The organism is Alkalihalobacillus sp. CinArs1 (assembly GCF_947387515.1).
In the GTDB taxonomy this organism is placed as follows: Bacteria; Bacillota; Bacilli; order Bacillales; family Guptibacillaceae; genus Guptibacillus.
This window is the reverse complement of record NZ_CANDOB010000002.1, coordinates 827,250-844,074: the sequence shown is the minus strand read 5'-3', so window position 1 is coordinate 844,074 and position 16,825 is coordinate 827,250. Positions and strand designations below refer to the sequence as shown.

General features: G+C 42.8%; 16 protein-coding genes. 9 read left to right on the top strand and 7 right to left on the bottom strand.

Annotation, left to right across the window (positions count from 1 at the left end; genetic code table 11):
* Positions 1–36 precede the first annotated feature (36 nt).
* Both zwf and PFZ69_RS13015 read left to right on the top strand, forming a co-directional pair.
* Positions 37–1,533 carry a glucose-6-phosphate dehydrogenase gene (gene zwf, locus PFZ69_RS13020; protein WP_270181510.1) on the top strand — a complete coding sequence of 499 codons (1,497 nt, stop codon included), beginning with the start codon at positions 37–39 and terminating at the stop codon, positions 1,531–1,533.
* Positions 1,534–1,607: 74 nt separating this feature from the next.
* The gene (locus PFZ69_RS13015; protein WP_270181509.1) at positions 1,608–2,231 is read left to right on the top strand and encodes a cyclase family protein; all 624 of its coding nucleotides are present in this window, start codon (positions 1,608–1,610) and stop codon (positions 2,229–2,231) included.
* Positions 2,232–2,257: 26 nt separating this feature from the next.
* On the opposite strand, the gene PFZ69_RS13010 is transcribed toward PFZ69_RS13015, so the two are convergent.
* The 3 genes from PFZ69_RS13010 to gndA form a co-directional block, all read right to left on the bottom strand.
* On the bottom strand, positions 2,258–2,875 hold the full coding sequence (locus PFZ69_RS13010) for a TetR/AcrR family transcriptional regulator (RefSeq protein ID WP_270181508.1): 618 nt from the start codon (positions 2,873–2,875) through the stop codon (positions 2,258–2,260).
* Positions 2,829–4,097 (bottom strand): MFS transporter, encoded by a 1,269-nt coding sequence (locus PFZ69_RS13005; protein WP_270181507.1) that lies wholly within the window; start codon positions 4,095–4,097, stop codon positions 2,829–2,831. Before PFZ69_RS13005 ends, PFZ69_RS13010 begins: the two co-directional genes overlap by 47 nt.
* Positions 4,098–4,240: 143 nt before the next feature.
* Positions 4,241–5,653, bottom strand: a complete 1,413-nt coding sequence (gene gndA / locus PFZ69_RS13000; RefSeq protein WP_270181506.1) for an NADP-dependent phosphogluconate dehydrogenase — start codon at positions 5,651–5,653, stop codon at positions 4,241–4,243.
* A gap of 226 nt (positions 5,654–5,879) precedes the next feature.
* On the opposite strand from gndA, the gene rpiA reads away from it, so the two are divergent.
* A complete protein-coding gene (rpiA, locus tag PFZ69_RS12995) occupies positions 5,880–6,542 on the top strand; it encodes a ribose-5-phosphate isomerase RpiA (protein ID WP_270181505.1) in 663 nt (220 codons plus the stop codon).
* Positions 6,543–6,572: 30 nt separating this feature from the next.
* Here the strand turns inward: rpiA and PFZ69_RS12990 are convergent, their stop codons facing one another.
* Together PFZ69_RS12990 and PFZ69_RS12985 are read right to left on the bottom strand one after the other, a co-directional pair.
* Positions 6,573–7,007 carry a universal stress protein gene (locus PFZ69_RS12990; RefSeq protein WP_270181504.1) on the bottom strand — a complete coding sequence of 145 codons (435 nt, stop codon included), beginning with the start codon at positions 7,005–7,007 and terminating at the stop codon, positions 6,573–6,575.
* Positions 7,008–7,091: 84 nt separating this feature from the next.
* Positions 7,092–8,369, bottom strand: coding sequence for a purine/pyrimidine permease (locus tag PFZ69_RS12985; protein ID WP_270182037.1), 1,278 nt, complete (start codon positions 8,367–8,369; stop codon positions 7,092–7,094).
* Positions 8,370–8,561: 192 nt separating this feature from the next.
* Here PFZ69_RS12985 and PFZ69_RS12980 point away from each other — a divergent pair, with 192 nt between their 5' ends.
* The 4 genes from PFZ69_RS12980 (at position 8,562) to PFZ69_RS12965 (ending at position 11,228) form a co-directional block, all read left to right on the top strand.
* A complete protein-coding gene (locus tag PFZ69_RS12980; RefSeq protein ID WP_270181503.1) occupies positions 8,562–9,839 on the top strand; it encodes an NCS2 family permease in 1,278 nt (425 codons plus the stop codon).
* A gap of 74 nt (positions 9,840–9,913) precedes the next feature.
* Complete coding sequence (locus PFZ69_RS12975; protein ID WP_442865158.1) at positions 9,914–10,756, top strand: polysaccharide deacetylase family protein; 843 nt, start codon at positions 9,914–9,916, stop codon at positions 10,754–10,756.
* 59 nt (positions 10,757–10,815) lie between these two features.
* On the top strand, positions 10,816–10,941 hold the full coding sequence (locus PFZ69_RS12970; protein ID WP_270181502.1) for a DUF6254 family protein: 126 nt from the start codon (positions 10,816–10,818) through the stop codon (positions 10,939–10,941).
* A 77-nt stretch (positions 10,942–11,018) separates the two neighbouring features.
* Positions 11,019–11,228 (top strand): heavy-metal-associated domain-containing protein, encoded by a 210-nt coding sequence (locus PFZ69_RS12965; RefSeq protein WP_270181501.1) that lies wholly within the window; start codon positions 11,019–11,021, stop codon positions 11,226–11,228.
* Between the two features lie 80 nt (positions 11,229–11,308).
* On the opposite strand, the gene PFZ69_RS12960 is transcribed toward PFZ69_RS12965, so the two are convergent.
* Both PFZ69_RS12960 and PFZ69_RS12955 read right to left on the bottom strand, forming a co-directional pair.
* Positions 11,309–12,154 (bottom strand): YihY/virulence factor BrkB family protein, encoded by an 846-nt coding sequence (locus PFZ69_RS12960; RefSeq protein ID WP_270181500.1) that lies wholly within the window; start codon positions 12,152–12,154, stop codon positions 11,309–11,311.
* Between the two features lie 479 nt (positions 12,155–12,633).
* Positions 12,634–13,647: an LCP family protein gene (locus PFZ69_RS12955; protein WP_270181499.1), complete on the bottom strand. Its 1,014-nt coding sequence runs from the start codon at positions 13,645–13,647 to the stop codon at positions 12,634–12,636.
* A 173-nt stretch (positions 13,648–13,820) separates the two neighbouring features.
* Between PFZ69_RS12955 and PFZ69_RS12950 the strand changes: the two genes are divergently transcribed.
* Together PFZ69_RS12950 and PFZ69_RS12945 are read left to right on the top strand one after the other, a co-directional pair.
* Positions 13,821–15,476 carry a PAS domain S-box protein gene (locus PFZ69_RS12950; RefSeq protein ID WP_270181498.1) on the top strand — a complete coding sequence of 552 codons (1,656 nt, stop codon included), beginning with the start codon at positions 13,821–13,823 and terminating at the stop codon, positions 15,474–15,476.
* A 111-nt stretch (positions 15,477–15,587) separates the two neighbouring features.
* A complete protein-coding gene (locus PFZ69_RS12945; protein WP_270181497.1) occupies positions 15,588–16,604 on the top strand; it encodes a YecA family protein in 1,017 nt (338 codons plus the stop codon).
* The last annotated feature ends 221 nt before the right edge of the window (positions 16,605–16,825 follow it).

Here is a 16,825-nt window from a genome sequence, read left to right as displayed (position 1 = left end):
TCTGGAACAGCAATAATGAAAAGTGAGGTCAGAAAGATGAATCAACCATCCAAAAAGGCTTCTGTTATCGTCATATTTGGAGCTACGGGAGATCTAGCAAAACGTAAACTTTTCCCTTCGTTGTATAACTTATATTGCAAAGGTGAACTTGAAGAAGATTTTGCTGTTGTTGGTGTAGCTCGCAGAAAGCTTTCAAATGAAGAATTTCGTTCTCGTGTACATGATGCAGTGATCGATACGGCATGCATGGACAAGGATGATAAGCATAAACAATTCAGCGATCACTTTTTCTATCAACCGTTCGATGTGACAAAAAGTGAATCGTATCAAGATTTAAAAGCGTTGACTGAATCGCTTGATACAGAATTCAATATTCCAGGAAACCGTATTTTCTACATGGCTATGGCGCCAGAGTTCTTCGGAACGATTGCACTTAACCTTGATGCTGAAGGATTGATCGAAGGCGATGGCTGGAATCGTCTTGTGATCGAAAAGCCATTCGGTCATAACTTCTCCTCTGCTCAAAAGCTTAACGATGAAATTCGCCAAGTGTTCTCAGAGGATGAAATCTATCGTATCGACCATTATCTAGGAAAAGAAATGGTACAAAACATCGAAGCGATTCGTTTTGCGAACGCACTGTTCGAACCGCTTTGGAACAATCGTTACATATCAAATATCCAGATCACCTCTAGCGAAACGGTTGGCGTTGAAAACAGAGGCGGCTATTACGAAAAATCAGGTGCCTTACGAGACATGGTGCAAAACCATATGCTTCAGATGGTGTCCTTGCTCGCTATGGAGCCACCAGCTAGTTTATCGACAGAAGAAATTCGTAGTGAGAAAGTAAAAGTTTTACGTGCTCTTAGAGCCGTTATACCTGAAGAGGTTAGCAAATACTTCGTTCGCGGTCAGTACGATGCTGGTGAAGTGAACGGTACCCATTTACAAGGCTACCGTGAAGAAGAAAACGTCGATGAAGCATCGAATACAGAAACATTTGTTGGCGCGAAACTGATGATCGATAACTTCCGCTGGGCTGGCGTACCGTTCTATATCAGAACTGGTAAACGTATGACGAGTAAATCTACTAAAATCGTCATCGAGTTCAAAGATATGCCGATGAACCTCTACAAGGAACAGAGCGGAAAGCTCGGTCCAAATCTTCTTGTGATTCACATTCAACCTGAAGAAGGCATGACTCTTCACTTGAATGCGAAAGACACAGGAGATATGCGTAAAACGACGCCAATTCAATTAAACTTTAACAACAAACAGGAGAACTACATCAACTCTCCTGAAGCATACGAGCGCCTGCTACACGATGTGATGCGAGGAGATGCAACAAACTTTACTCGCTGGGATGAAGTAGCGCTTTCTTGGAAGTTCATCGACCCGATCTCGATCGCTTGGGCAAATGAGAAGGAGCCTACCTTCCCTAACTACGCTTCAGGATTGATGGGGCCACAGGCATCTGATGACTTGCTTGAAAAAGACGGCTTCCACTGGTGGCCGTTACCAGAAAACAAATAAGAATAGAAAAAGATACGTGCACAGCGTATCTTTTTCTTTCTCATATTCACTACTATGAAAGGAAGTGCAATGCGATGAAAATGTATGATGTAAGCGCACCAATTTTTAAAGGAATGGCAGTTTATAAGAACAAAGAAGAAAAGCAGCCAGAAATCGAAACGAAGACGAATGGTCATGTTACGGAATCTCGCCTTTCACTTGACGTTCATACTGGTACACACGTTGATGCTCCTCTTCACATGATGAACGATGGTGCAACGTTTGAAACGATCAATCAAGAAGACCTCGTCGGTACGGTAAAGGTGATCGACGTTACAAACGTTAAAGGGGCAATCACAAAATCTGATATCGAGTCTGAAGATATTCAAAAAGATGATTTCATTCTATTCAAGTCACAGAACTCGTTTGAAGAAGAATTTAACTTCGAGTTTGTATTCGTAGGTGAAGATGCAGCGCGTCACCTTGCAGAATGCGGTATTAAAGGTGTAGGTGTCGATGGGCTTGGAATCGAAAGAAGCCAGCCGGATCACCCAACGCACCGTTCCCTCTTTGAGAAAGATATCATCATCATGGAAGGTCTTCGCCTGAAAGATGTCGATGCTGGTCAGTATTTCATGGTCGCAGCACCACTGAAACTTCAAGGCACGGATGCATCACCAGCACGTGTGCTATTGTTCGAAGGCTTAAAAGAAGCATAATAAAAAGCCGGGGATACTTCCCCGGCTTATTCTTTTACCTCAAGCGCCATCTTTAAATACTCGATGAACATGATCGACTGCTCTTTTAGCTTGATATCTTCTCGATCTAGGATCGCGTAATCGAGCGCAAGTCCATCAACGAATGAAATGATTGACCGCGCGATCATCTCACTGTCGAACTTCGAGCTGAACTCACCACTCTCCTGTCCTTTCTTAATCACGTCATGATAAATGCTTAACCCATAAAAGTAGCGCTCTTTTCCATACTTCCTTCGTCGTTCATCGTTACGACCCGTGATGAAGAATTCAAGATTCGATGGTGCCATCGGATCCATCTCATCTAGCTCTTGCTCTTCTCCGAATAACCGTTTCATAAGAAGTGCCCAATGAGTGAGCTCCTCTTTCTTAAGAACTTCCTCAGTGTCCTCCATAGCCGTTTCTAGGCCTTCTTTTAGAATTGCCTCATACACATCCTCTTTACTAGAGAAGTACTGATAGAGACCCCCTCTGCTTACATTCGCTTCTTCCATGATGTGTTTCATCGTTGCACGCTCATAGCCACGTTCTATGAAAACAGTTTTAGCCGCCTCTAACAACTCAGCTCGACGCTGCTCCTTGTGCTCCTTGCTCACCTTTGGAGACATCGTTCTCACTCCGTTCTATTTTTGATCTAAACAGCAGTCCTACTAATGACATGATAACAAGTAATGATGCTGTTGTGATAAACATTGGGATCACCCCGAATACCGTTACGAGAATTCCGCCTAATAATGGACCGATAATCGTAGCTGTTGTTGTTGCGCTATTGATCACCCCAAATACTCTTCCCGTTATGTGTACCGGTGTATCCGTTTGAACAGCAGCTTGGAAAGGAATAAATACGATCCCAGCCGAGAAACCGGCTACGAGTCCAAGACCAGGTCCCCATAAAATTGAGTGTGCGAGGTCCATACCAGTAAAGACTGCTAATAAACCAAAGCTTACGCCCATTCCAAAAACACCAAACAGCATGAGGAGAATCGGTTTATAGTCTGTCTTTTTTGAGAGGATCCAACCGGAGAAAAACATTCCGAGACCAGAACCTGTCACAATGATACCGAACAAGTCAGGAGATGCGTTGGTTAACTCTCTGATCAAGACGATGATTTGTGAATCCGATAGTTGCAAAATAAGGAGGCTGATCGTGAGAATTGAAAGGCCGACTAACAAGAACTGATTCCCTTTCATGAAATTCACACCTTCTACAAAATCCTTTCTAAACGATGAGCTCTTACTCTTTTCACTTTCTAAAGGTTCAGCCAATGCGCTAGCAGGCAACGTGATGAGAAGGATTGCGGATAAGATAAAAGTTGCTGAATCGATGACGAATACAGGTGTAGAACCAAATGCTGTTACGAGCAATCCACTGAGTAGTGGTCCAAGCACTTTCGTTCCAGAATCGATCATCGATGTAATCGACATCGCACTCTTCATTTGATGATCAGGAACTAGTTCTTTTAACTTTCCATTTTTTGCAGGGATGAAGAGTGCAGCAAACAAACCGATACCAAATAAACAAATGTAAACCATCCAAATCGTTGTAGCAAAGATCAGCATGATGACGAGGCCTGCTCTAACGAGATCCGAAACCACCATCAATGTTTTTCGGTTGAATCGATCAGCAAATGTACCAGCAAACGGTCCAAACAACGCCATTGGCACAGCAAGACAAAGGATGATAAGCGATACTTCAATCGGTGATGCGTTCCACTTTAATCCAACCATTGTGATGATGGCAACGATACTTAACCAGTCGCCGATGCTTGAGATGAGCTGTGCAACCATAAGCGTAATGTACCCTTTGTTACGTAGTAGTGATCCTTCCATACGAACGCCTCCTCAAAAAGACACTAGTGTCTTTTTTGTTACTCTCATTATAACGACACCCGTGTCTTTTTTCAACCCTCTTTTTCAGAACATAAAAAAACACGCCTGACCTTAGTAGGTCAAGCGTGTTATTTCGATTACGATTAATCTTCAAGCCACTCTGTGTGGAAGACGCCTTCTTTGTCGATACGCTGATACGTATGAGCACCGAAGTAGTCGCGCTGTGCTTGTAGTAAGTTCGCTGGCAATGTTTCGCTACGGTAGCTATCGTAGTAAGCAAGTGCACTAGATAGACCAGGAACTGGGATCCCACGCTGTACAGCAAGTGATACAACGTCACGTGCAGCGCTCTGGTACGATTCAACGATCTCTTTGAAGTAAGGATCTAGTAGTAGGTTCGTTAAGCCAGCTTCACGGTCATAAGCTTCTTTGATGTTTTGTAGGAAGCCTGCACGGATGATGCAACCACCACGGAAGATCATAGCGATGCTGCCGTAGTCGAGGTTCCAATCGTACTCATCTGAAGCAGATCGCATTTGAGCAAAACCTTGTGCATACGAACAGATTTTGCTTAGGTAAAGGGCTTTACGGATCTTTTCGATCAACTCTTTCTTATCGCCATCAAATGGTTTTACATCTGGGCCACTCAGAATCTTACTTGCTTTCACGCGCTCGTCTTTCATTGCAGAAATAAAGCGGGAGAATACAGATTCTGTGATAATCGATAGAGGCACACCTAGGTCAAGCGCACTTTGACTCGTCCATTTACCAGTTCCTTTTTGACCAGCAGTATCAAGGATTACATCCACAAGCGCTTTGCCTGTTTCAGGATCTTTCTTTGTGAAGATGTCAGCAGTGATCTCGATCAGGTAGCTATCGAGTTCGCCTTCATTCCACTCTTTGAACACTTCATGAAGCTCATCAGTTGATAGTCCTAGCACGTGCTTCATCATATAGTAAGCTTCACAGATCAACTGCATATCACCATACTCGATGCCATTATGCACCATCTTCACATAGTGACCCGCTCCGTCTGGACCGATATACGTTGTACACGCTTCGCCGTCTACTTTTGCAGCGATATCTGTAAAGATATTTTCAACTTCGCGGAAAGCATCAGGCTGTCCACCAGGCATGATCGATGGGCCGTTAAGCGCCCCCTCTTCTCCACCTGAAACACCTGCTCCGATGAAACGGATGCCTTTTTCCTTCAATTGCTCAGAGCGAGCTTGCGTATCCTTGAAGAATGCATTTCCTCCGTCGATGATGATGTCATCTTTATCAAGATGAGGAATAAGCTGTTCGATCGTTCCGTCTGTTGGTCCGCCTGCTTTGACCATCAGCAAGATTCTTCTTGGTTTTTCTAGTGATTGAACGAATTCTTCAATGCTATATGTATCTTGGAAGTTACGTCCTTCAACTTCACTCATCATTTCTTTTGTTTTACCTTCTGAACGGTTATAGACAGAAACAGAATAACCGCGACTTTCGATATTCATGGCAAGGTTCTTTCCCATTACGGCAAGACCGATTACACCGATTTGTTGTTTTGACATGTTTTACCCTCCAACTTTATACTGTAATACTCTACTCGGGTGACTGCACTTGAAAGTATACCATAAACAGTGTTTTATAGTATGCACGCCTTACGGTTACTCATACAGCCTGACAGTATGCATTATACGTCTTTCATGCTTTTGGTGCAAAGGTTACAACCTCAGTGTGAGTAATTTTAGAATGAATGGGAAAATAAAAGAAGGTAACAAAAAAGGAGTGACTAGAGTGAATGAGAAAAAAGTAGCTGGTGAGCGTGCTGCTCACCTCGTTCAAGATGGAATGGTCGTCGGCCTCGGAACGGGGAGTACTGTTCATTATACAATATTGGAGCTTGCATCAATGGTAAAGGATGGCCTTTCGATCACAGGTATCCCAACATCTAAACAAACAGAATTATTAGCTCGTGAGCATGGCATTCCACTCGTCACGTTAGGTGAGGTAGAGAAGATCGACTTAACGATCGATGGTGCTGATGAACTGGATGGGCAGCTAACGCTTATTAAAGGTGGCGGTGGCGCACTACTCCGTGAGAAAATGATCGCCTATCACTCGAAGAAGATGATCGTCGTTGCAGATTCAAATAAACTTGTGAGACAGCTTGGAGCATTCCCCCTTCCAGTCGAGGTAGTTCCGTTTGGCTATCAGAAGACGATGGACGCTCTTACAAGACTTGGCTGTCGAACTAAGTTACGAACGAACGGAGAAGAAATATTCATTACAGACAACGAGAATATGATCGTGGATTGTTCGTTCGACAGTATTCCTTCTCCTCCTAAGCTCCATGAGTGGCTCAACGCCATTCCAGGTGTCGTAGAAAACGGCCTATTCATCGGAATGGCTGAACAAGCCTTTATCGGTCGCGATGGCGGCGTAACGGTTATCGAATAAAAGAAACCCCGGCTGATCAGCCGGGATTTCCTATTTAATCACGAGTACGGGGCAGCTTGCTCTCTGTAAGACGTTATGACTTACGCTACCAAGGAAGATCTCTTTAATTCCACTGAGCCCTCTACTCCCCATCACGATAAGATCACATTCATTTTCCTCTGCATACTTGACGATCTCTTCGCCAGGATTTCCTTCAAGCACCATCGTACTTAAATCATCCTGTGGAATTCGCTTTTTCACGCTTTTACTTACTTCGTCCAACATCTCAACAGCATCTTTCCTTAATTCGTTCAATACGCTCGCATAAATGACCGCTGAACTGATTTGAGCTGTAGGATTAAGAGCCGTTACGATGTTGAGATGAAGCTCTGGGTTCTCCTGAGCCATCTTAATGGATTCCTCGAGTGCCTTTACGCTCAATTCAGATCCGTCAAAAGCAACCAGGACTCTACTATATTGTTTCATACGTCATTCTCCTTTCCTGATCTGCTTAAAACATACCAAGTCTTACGTCCGGAGTCTGTGACAATGATCACAATAGGCAACCCTTTATGCTTTTTTCTTATACAACACTTGCTCAGTGACGATCGCAGTGATCGAACCTAATATTAAACCATTATTTAAGATTGATGCCATGATAGGCGGCGTGTTTTGAAAGGCTTCTGGCGGTATGAACATCGTACCAATACCAACCATAAAGGAAATGCCTATTATAAATGCTTTTCCCTCAGAAGTGTCCTTATTAAACTCATTGAAAGCAATTCCCACCATTTTCACAAAAACTAGAAAGATAACGGCATACCCTACAGGTTCAGGAAGAGCCGCAAAAAAGGCCATCACGGCTGGAAAGAGACTGATGAGCACGATTAATGCACTCCCAATTATAAACGGAAGCCGCTTTTTAATGCCTGTTGTGATAATAAATCCAGCAGCACCTGATATTGGAACACTCCCTACTGCTGAGAATACGCCACCAAGGAGCTGGTTGATTCCTGAAATGAACCCTGCTTGCTTATACCGAGACTTCGGCCGCTCATTATTCAGATTACTCAATACCTCTTCGACTACCCTGATGCTCGCGATCATGTTCGTAAGAAGCAATAGCGTGACGAGCGCTGCTGTTACGATCATACCGGAGTCCCAAATCGGCATACCAAAAGCAAAGATTTCAGGTAGCTTTAAGAGTGACTTTTCTGATAAAATGACCGGTTTAGCTAAGCCTAACAAAGCAAAAATCGCCCACCCTACCATTATAAGGATCAGGATGGAATATTGCTGAATAACGGGTGGCATTCTGCGTGAGAACCAAATCGATAGAATCACAAGGACGAGTGACAAACCTGCAATTCTTAGATCGAGCCCTTCTTTTAAATAGCCAACTCCCATCATGCCGTTTAAAAAAGACCCGCTGAGCTGTGCTACAAGAAGTAATAGGTACACCCCCGTTACAACAGGTGTAAAAAGTTTTGATAGTTTCTCAACTAGTCCTAGCCCGCTCAATAGAATAAAAAGAATTCCACTTACGATCATAGCTAGTTCAAGTGCTTGTAGTGTTTTGATTTCAGAACCAAACAACGTTGCACTTAATCCCGCGTAAAGGACAAAAACTCCCCACCATAATCCGGCAGGTCCTTCATTAATCGGCAGGCGATGACCTAGGGTAACTTGTAGAATTCCTGCTACTCCTAATACAAACATTGTTCGCTGTACAAACCCTGCAGCAGCAGTCGGATCTAAATGAAACAAACTCGCAATCGCAACTGGTGCAACGATCGATCCTGCAATCATAAAGACAGCCCATTGAAGAGCAGATAACGTGTTTCTCATCATATTGAATCCTCATTTCATGGTGATACGTTCCAAACTTCCTTTTCCATCATAACAAACGGTACTTGAGCGGTCATTACGAATTTTTCCACTGGGCAACGTACCTTCCCTCTGTTATACTGTTTTCTTGGTGATTTGATTTTTATCAAAGTCACGGGTGGGAGAGGGATAAAAAAGTAAGAAGGGAATATAGTGAAAACGAAAATTAATTTTGATTTTCAAGCTCACGATACTTCACTGAAAAAGGAGATACTCGCAGGTTTAACATCGTTCTTTACGATCGTTTACATCGCAGCTGTCAACGCTTCGATCCTCGCAGATGCAGGCATTCCGTTTGAAGCTGGGATGATCGCAACGGTCATCACCTCGGTCTTTGGGTGTTTGCTCGTTGGTCTATATGCAAATGCACCGATCATACTCGTTCCAGGAATGGGCGTAAATGCGTTCTTCACGTTCACGATGGTACAGTCGATGGGCTTAAGCTGGGAAGTTGCGCTTGCCTCCGTGTTTATTGCAGGAATTCTGTTTGCGATCACGGCATTCACACCACTAGCAGGGTTACTTTCAAAAGCGATTCCAGTTTCACTTAAAGAAGCAATTACAGTTGGTATAGGACTTTTCCTTACCTTCATCGGTCTTCAAAAAGGTGGAATCGTGGTGTCGAGTGACTCAACGTTCGTTGCACTCGGAGATATAGGATCAGCCCACGTTCTTGCAACGCTTGCAACATTAGCAATCGCAGCCTTGCTTTTCATTCGAAACATTAAAGGTCATTTCTTGATCAGCATGCTGATCGGAACTGCTATCGCATGGAGCATGGGATTGATCGAAACAGGTCAACAACAGGAAGGCTTCTCGTTCAGTTCATATGCATCGGTTTTCGCAGCGATGTCTTTTGAAGACTTCTTAGTATTACCGTTCTGGATCGCAACGTTTTCGATGGCGATGATCCTCGTTTTTGAAAACATGGGTCTTCTTCATGGACTGCTTCCAGATCAGTCTAAGTTCTCAAAAGCCTACAAAGCGAACTCGATCTCTGCTATATCAGCTGGACTTTTCGGAACAAGCCCGACTGTATCGACGGTAGAGAGTGCTTCTGGAATCGCAGCAGGTGGTCGAACAGGCATGACGTCCGTGACGACAGGACTACTGTTCTTAACCTCGCTGTTTTTCATACCTGTCTTCAAGATGATTCCTGATTCAGCGATTGCACCAGTGCTCATTATCATTGGTGGTTTGATGATCACGTCGATTCAAAACATTTCGCTGCAGGATTTCTCAGAAGGCTTTCCAGCATTCTTAATCATCGTGATGATACCACTTACGTACAGTATCGTTGACGGAATTGCGTTCGGTTTCATCGCTTATCCTTTCATGAAGCTAGCGCTTGGTAAAGGAAAAGATGTACCGGTTCCAATGTATGTAATCGCGAGCTTGTTTTTCATCAACTTCTTCCTCCACGGAATTTAACAAAAACGTCCCCACCGGGGGCGTTTTTTTGTCTAACGTTTCCTAAAAACCTGTGATATTCTGGTAAATAGGTGATGATATTGAAAAAAATGACTTTCGCTTTACTTTGTTTCTTGCTTGTTGGCTGTGACCAGGAAAACGTTATATTCCATTCCAATATCGTAAATACGATCCCTAAAGAGAAAGTGCTCCCAATACGTTCAACACTAAAAGATAAAGAAACGATCCTCTCCACCTTCATCAACAAAACGCCTAACGAATGGGGAGAACATGTGACGGGTGTGAAAACGTCCTTTCAAACGAATGAACGTGAACTTGCGCTGACGTTCGATGCATGCGGAGGTCCATTCGGAAGTGACATCGACCACGAGCTTCTCTCTTATCTAAAGGATGAACGGGTTCCAGCGACCCTTTTTGTGAACAGCCTCTGGATTGAAGAAAACAAGCAGGAGTTTCTAGAATTAGCAGAAGATCCACTTTTCCAAATTGAAAACCATGGGACTGACCACAAACCGCTATCCGTTACAGGGCAAACTGCCTGGGGTATTCATGGTACCTCTTCCGTTGGTGAAGCTTTTGATGAAATCACAAAAAACCATGAAAAAATCACTGAGCTAACAGGACGGTCTCCAAACATGTTTCGCTCAGGGACTGCTTATTATGATGAAGTGGCAGTTGAAATCGCAGATGACTTGGGGATTAGCGTTGTGAACTACTCTATTCTTGGAGATGCCGGTGCGACCTATTCGAGTCATCAAGTAAAGACCGCTTTGTTGAGTGCTTCACCTGGCGATATTGCCCTATTACATATGAATCAGCCGAATAGCGGAACAGCTCAAGGTGTGATTGAAGCGGTACCGCTTCTTAGAGAAAAGGGCTTCTCGTTCGTCCAGCTTTCTAACCATAAATTACGTTAATAAAAGCAAGGTCCTCTGGCTATGTTAATTATCATCAACTGAAAAGGGGTGATGATGAGATGAGTCAATCAAAAGGACAGCGCGAGCGTCAATTCCGAAAACGGAAAGAAGCACAGAATCCTCACGGCAAGATCAAGTCTCTTGAGCAGCTATCTAACGAAACGGATTCTAAAAAAACACCATAAACCAATCTAGCCGATTAAACTCCACTCATATCGGGTAACTACGCAAAGAGTGAACAATTTGAAGGGAGTTTATCCATATGAACGAAATTAAAGTGTCAGTAGCCGGCATGAAGGGCGAGGACTGTATACAAGAAATCGAACAAGCTCTACTTTCTCTTAGTGGAGTGGAAAGAGCTCTAGCTGATTTAAAGGAAGAGATGGTATCGATCGAATATGATGAAGAGGCGATCGACGTATCCGTGATCATCAATACAATCGAAGGAATCGGCTTCGAGCCTGCACAATAGCCTGCATCCGTGCAGGCTTTTTTTTCACTAAGAAAGAGTAGGCATTTGCCTACTCTTCAGAATAAAACCAAGTTTTCAACCTAGACATCTAAAGGCCTTTCATCTGGTGGAGCACTCATTCCAATTTTTCTCTTATGAATAAGCGCATTAATTTCTCCTCCAACAAGGAGTATCAGTCCCGTTAAATAAAACCATAACATAAGGATGATAACTCCCCCTAGGCTACCGTACGTTGCAGAATAGTTCCCAAAATTACTTACATAGAAAGAGAACGCGAGTGAAATCACCTGCCATCCAATTGTAGCAACGATTGATCCAACAAACACTTCTTTAAGAGGAAAATGTTTATTTGGAGCATAGCGATACAATACAGAGAGCACTAATGCCATAACGGCTACTGCTACGACCCAGCGAAGAACTCGAAACAAGATTTCCGTTGACTCAGGTAAATACAAGGACCTCGTTACAGTGTCGATGATGAGATCACCGAATACAGGTAAAACGAGTGTAACAACAAACGCTAAAATTAGTCCGATCGTAAGAAGAATGGAAAGAAGGCGAGCTTTGATGAATGACCTCGTTTCTTCCACATCGTACGCCAAATTCAATGCTCGTATAAGCGCCATAATTCCATTTGAGGCAGACCAAATCGTACCAAGAATACCGACCGTTAACAGCCCTCCCTGTGGTTCACTAATAATCGAAACAACATTATCCTGCAGGATGCCTCCGATCTCTCCTGGGGCAAATTTCGTAATAAAGTCAACCGCCTCCTGCTTTTCTATCGATAAATATGGGAGGATTGAGATGACCAATATGAGCAGAGGAAAGATCGATAGCATAAAGTAGTAGGCAAGTTCAGCTGCTAGACTTGTTACCCGATCTTCTCCAATCTCTTTTCCGAGTTTCTTAACAAAAGACATCATGTCGCTTTTCCCCTTTCTCTCAGTCTTTAATTTTCATACCCTCATTGATCGCTATGTAATCTTTCAAAAGAAAAAGAGCAGGCTGAATGCCTGCTTTATACTGTAGAGAAAGGTATAAGAACTATTTACTAAAATATGGGGAGAGTTTTACTCCACGCCACATTTCATTAAGGTTATTATATTTCAAAGATATAAATTATCTAAAATGATCAAACGCCAAGAAAGATTTGTTAGCACAATCGGTCGGAAAGTTTTATTTGATTTAAATGTATTCTAGTAGGAGTGAATACCTCTTGACTCCCGTGGTCCAACGGGCGTTCGAGACTCGGAGTGGACGGTTTTTGTCCACTTTGAGGCTCGGGCGTTCGTCCACAGGAAAGCAAGAGGTATTCAAACTCCTGCGGCATAGGGACCACATTATCTTGGTTTTGTTAACAACAAAAGAGCAGGCTATTTACCTGCTCCTTTGCTATCAGAGATCAACTGTGACCTTCTTTATTTTCCTCATCTTGATGTTCGATCGCATTTAAGCTATCGCTCGCTCCTTCAATATCCAAATGATCCCTTAACTCCATTCTTGCATTACTTAGAGTTGGTTCATCTAACTTTAAATAGTAGGTGGAGCCGGGTTGATAATTTTCACCTGAAAGCTGAATCTTATCGATCGAATCAAGGTTTGAAATAAACGGATAAAGACTTAGTGCTTCTTTAAACGTCATGCTCATCGTGAGGTTTTCACCTATACGCTCGAGTACGCCACCGTACTTTGGAATAGACGAAAGCGAACTTAGTTTATCGATCGAAGACGTAATAACTTCCATCTGTCGCTGTCCACGCATAAGATCAGAATCCGCTTTACGAGTTCTTGCGAATGCCAATGCCTCTTTTCCATCGAGCGTATTTTGCCCGACTTTTAAGGCCACCTCACCTTTTGATTCTTTATATAATTGATCCACAATACTTTGTTTCTCGATCGCAACATCGATGCCACCGATCTCATCGATAACCGTTTTGAACGCATCGAAATTGACTCGGACCACTTCATCGATCGGAATGCCGAGCATCCCTTCAACCGTTTGGATCGTTAAATCGATGCCACCATATGCATGAGCATGTGTGATTTTATCCATCCCCTGCCCTGGTATTTCGACATATGAGTCTCGAGGGATACTCAATAACTTCATCGACTTATCATCCTGGTTAAACGTAGCGACCATCATCGCATCGCTTCTCCCATCAGATGATGCTTCTCGATCATCCACACCAAGAAGCAGAACAGAGAAATGGTCTTTCCCGATGTCCACACCCTCTTCTCTTAAAGTGGATTGTGCCCCTCTATCCGGCTCCATCACAGACTGTTTTGAAACCGTTGAAACTTTATAAAATAAGTAACCCCCATAGCCGGTGACTCCGATTAAGAGCAGTGATAATACGAGGATAACGCTTCTTTTTAATCTTCTCTTTCTTCTACGCTTTCCATATCGGTTGTTCAATGTTCTAAATTCCCCTTTAAAAGAGTCTCATTTCGAAACATTTAGATCATTCGAAAGTAGCAAGTAAAAAAAGACGGTACACACTCTAAATGTTGAGATCACTATGTTTTTTGTATTTCACGCTTTATAGCTGTAAAATACATAAGTAGACCAAATAGAAGGGATGGAGCGCATTGGAGATAAAAATTAAATATGTACCGTGGATTATTATAGGAAGCTATTTCGTATTCGGTTCTCTATGGATCCTGCTCTCCGACACCATCCTTTATCAGATTACAGATAATTTCATGGTCAGTAAACAGCTCGGATTGTATAAGGGCTGGTTTTTTGTCTTAATCACCTGTCTTCTACTTTACTTTCTATTGAAACAACTTCTTTCCATAAATAAAAGCACACAGGATCGATTGACTGAAAGTGAAGAACGATACAGAAGACTTGTAGAATCGTCTCCTTACGCGATCGTACTCTATCAGGAGGGCAAAATCGTTTATTCGAATCAAGCGGGACTAGATTTGGTTGGCGTTCGATCGAAGGATGTATTAGATGACCGAACTCATCCGCGAGTCGTTGACCCTGTCGATCTTGTACATATAAGAGAGATCCTTAAACGGTTGCATGAAAAGGATCATGGTGTCGCAGAAAGCTTTGAATACCAAATTTTTAAGGACGAAGGATATGTAATCGATGTGGAATCAACGTTTACCCCTATTTCTTTTAAAGATAAGAATGCGGTTATCATTCAGACAAAAGATATCACAGAACATAAATCAGCTTTGAAGGAACTGTGGGAAGCAAAGCAAATGATTCAAGCCATCATATCCGCTTCACCGATCGCGATCGTGACGCTCGATTTAAACTCGACCATCCGTTCTTGGAACCCTGCCGCTGAAAAGATTTTTGGCTGGAGTAGTTTTGAAATCATCGGAAAACCGAACCCCATCGTTCCAAAAGATGAAAAAGATATTACGATCGCTGAAATCGTTCAGCATGGCCATATCGTAAATAAAGAAGTGAAACGAAAAAGAAAAGATGGCTCGATTGTCTACACCGTTTTATCAACTGCTCCTATCGAAGACGAAATGGGAGAGATCAACGGAATCATGGCTGCTTTTATGGATGTGACCGATACGAAGAAAACCGAAGAAGCCTTGTTGAAGACGGAGAAGCTTTCTGCTGTTGGGCAGCTCGCTGCAAGTGTTGCTCACGAAATACGGAACCCGCTCACTTCTGTAAAAGGATTCATTCAATTACTACAGCGTGATGAAGAGATTGCAAAGAATGCGCCATATCTCAGTATCATTCTATCTGAAATCGATCGGATGGATAATATCATTAAAGATCTTTTAGTCCTTGCAAAGCCTCAGGCTGAACGTTATACGACTCTCTCGATAAACGATTTACTCTCATACGTCGTCCAGCTATTGAACAGTCAGGCTTCCCTATATAATATCTCTTTCAAGATGGAGTTAACAGATGAGTGTCTATGTATTTACGGAGAAGAAAATCAATTGAAGCAAGTATTCATCAACTTGATCAAAAATGCGATCGAAGCAATGCCGACTGGCGGGACGGTAACACTTGAAACAGATCATGTTGATGACGAGGTAACGATAACGATTCAAGACGAAGGAGTAGGCATTCCTGCTCATAAAATCAAAACACTCGGTGAACCCTTTTATACAACGAAAGATGACGGTACAGGCCTTGGCCTTCTATCTAGCTTCCGTATCGTTGAAAATCACAAAGGATCTCTATTTTTTGATAGCACAGAAGGCATCGGTACAAGGGTAACAGTAAAGCTGCCCCTTGCTGAATCGGCGTGTGAATAGCCCAAACTAGTCGTTTCAATTTGAATTTTTTTGTCCTTCCTTCCCAATCTATGCTAAAATATCTTTCGTCTCTTATGTTCGAATAAGGTTCACCTGAAGGAGGAAGCAACATTGGATAAAATCAAACGTAATGATCCGTGTCCTTGTGGAAGCGGAAAAAAATATAAAAAGTGCTGTATGGGATCAGAAGCAGCACAAGGTCAAATCGAAGAACAGCTCTACACACAGGAGCTCTACACGATTCAAGCACAGCTTGTTGAATACGCGATGAGCGAACATGATTATAAGATGGTCACACTTGCAAATGAACTATTCATTCGCTATAACATACCAAAAGAGTTAGAAGAAACGTACATGCACGGCATTTTCCCATGGGCGATCTTCCATCAATCTGTTAATCAGTGGAATAAAACGATCGTAAAAGAATACATTCAGCGCTACGCTAGCACGTTTTCAACTGATACAGTTAGAGAAGCTGTTCAAGATTGGCGCGATGCTTACATGTCTGTCTATCTAGTTGAAGAAACAACAGGTAACACGGCAGTGGTAAAAGAATACAGTGCTTCACAGCCATTTAGTATCTTACTTCCAGATGGCGCAGATCTTACAAGAGGAGAAATCGTAGCAGGTATCATGCTACCTGTAAAAGGCGGAGCAATGCCATTCATCGAGCTACTTAAGATTTCAAACGAAGCGATGAAGACGATCATCACGAAACTTGAGCAAGATCAGCAAACGATCCGCACGCTCATGCATACTGCATTCCCTGAAGTTTTGAGCGACATTGTAAAACTGAAAAGCGGTAGCAAAGAGAACGAAAAAACAGAGCTTCAATGGGAACGAGAAGAAGATCAGGAAGTGGCATCCCTCTTTACTAAGCTAAGCGATGAAATAAGTACTGATCAGCGAGATGAAATTCTCTCATTCTGGATGAGATACAGTGAAACAGAATCTCCTTCTATTAGAAAGCCTGCGATTTTCGCAGCTGCACTCGAGTATTTAGCAGCGAAACAATACGGCATTTCAGTAAGCCAAAGCGCACTTGCTAAAAAATATGAAACGTCAGCATCTAGTATTTCAAGTAAGTATAAAGCGATGGCAAAAGAATTTGAGCTTGTACCACAGTAATTGAAAGAGGCTGGGACATAAGCATATAACCATGAGAAAGACCCGATCAATTCATTTGAATTAGATCGGGTCTTTTGTAATTTACAGATAGGAAACCGCCGCTTCGCCAACATACTTCGCTTTCCGCGAGCACGGCCTCAGTCTCCTCAGAAAGCAAAAAACGCTTTCCTGCAGGGCCTTCGGACTCGTGCTGTTCCCGCAGGAGTCTACCTACGTATGTT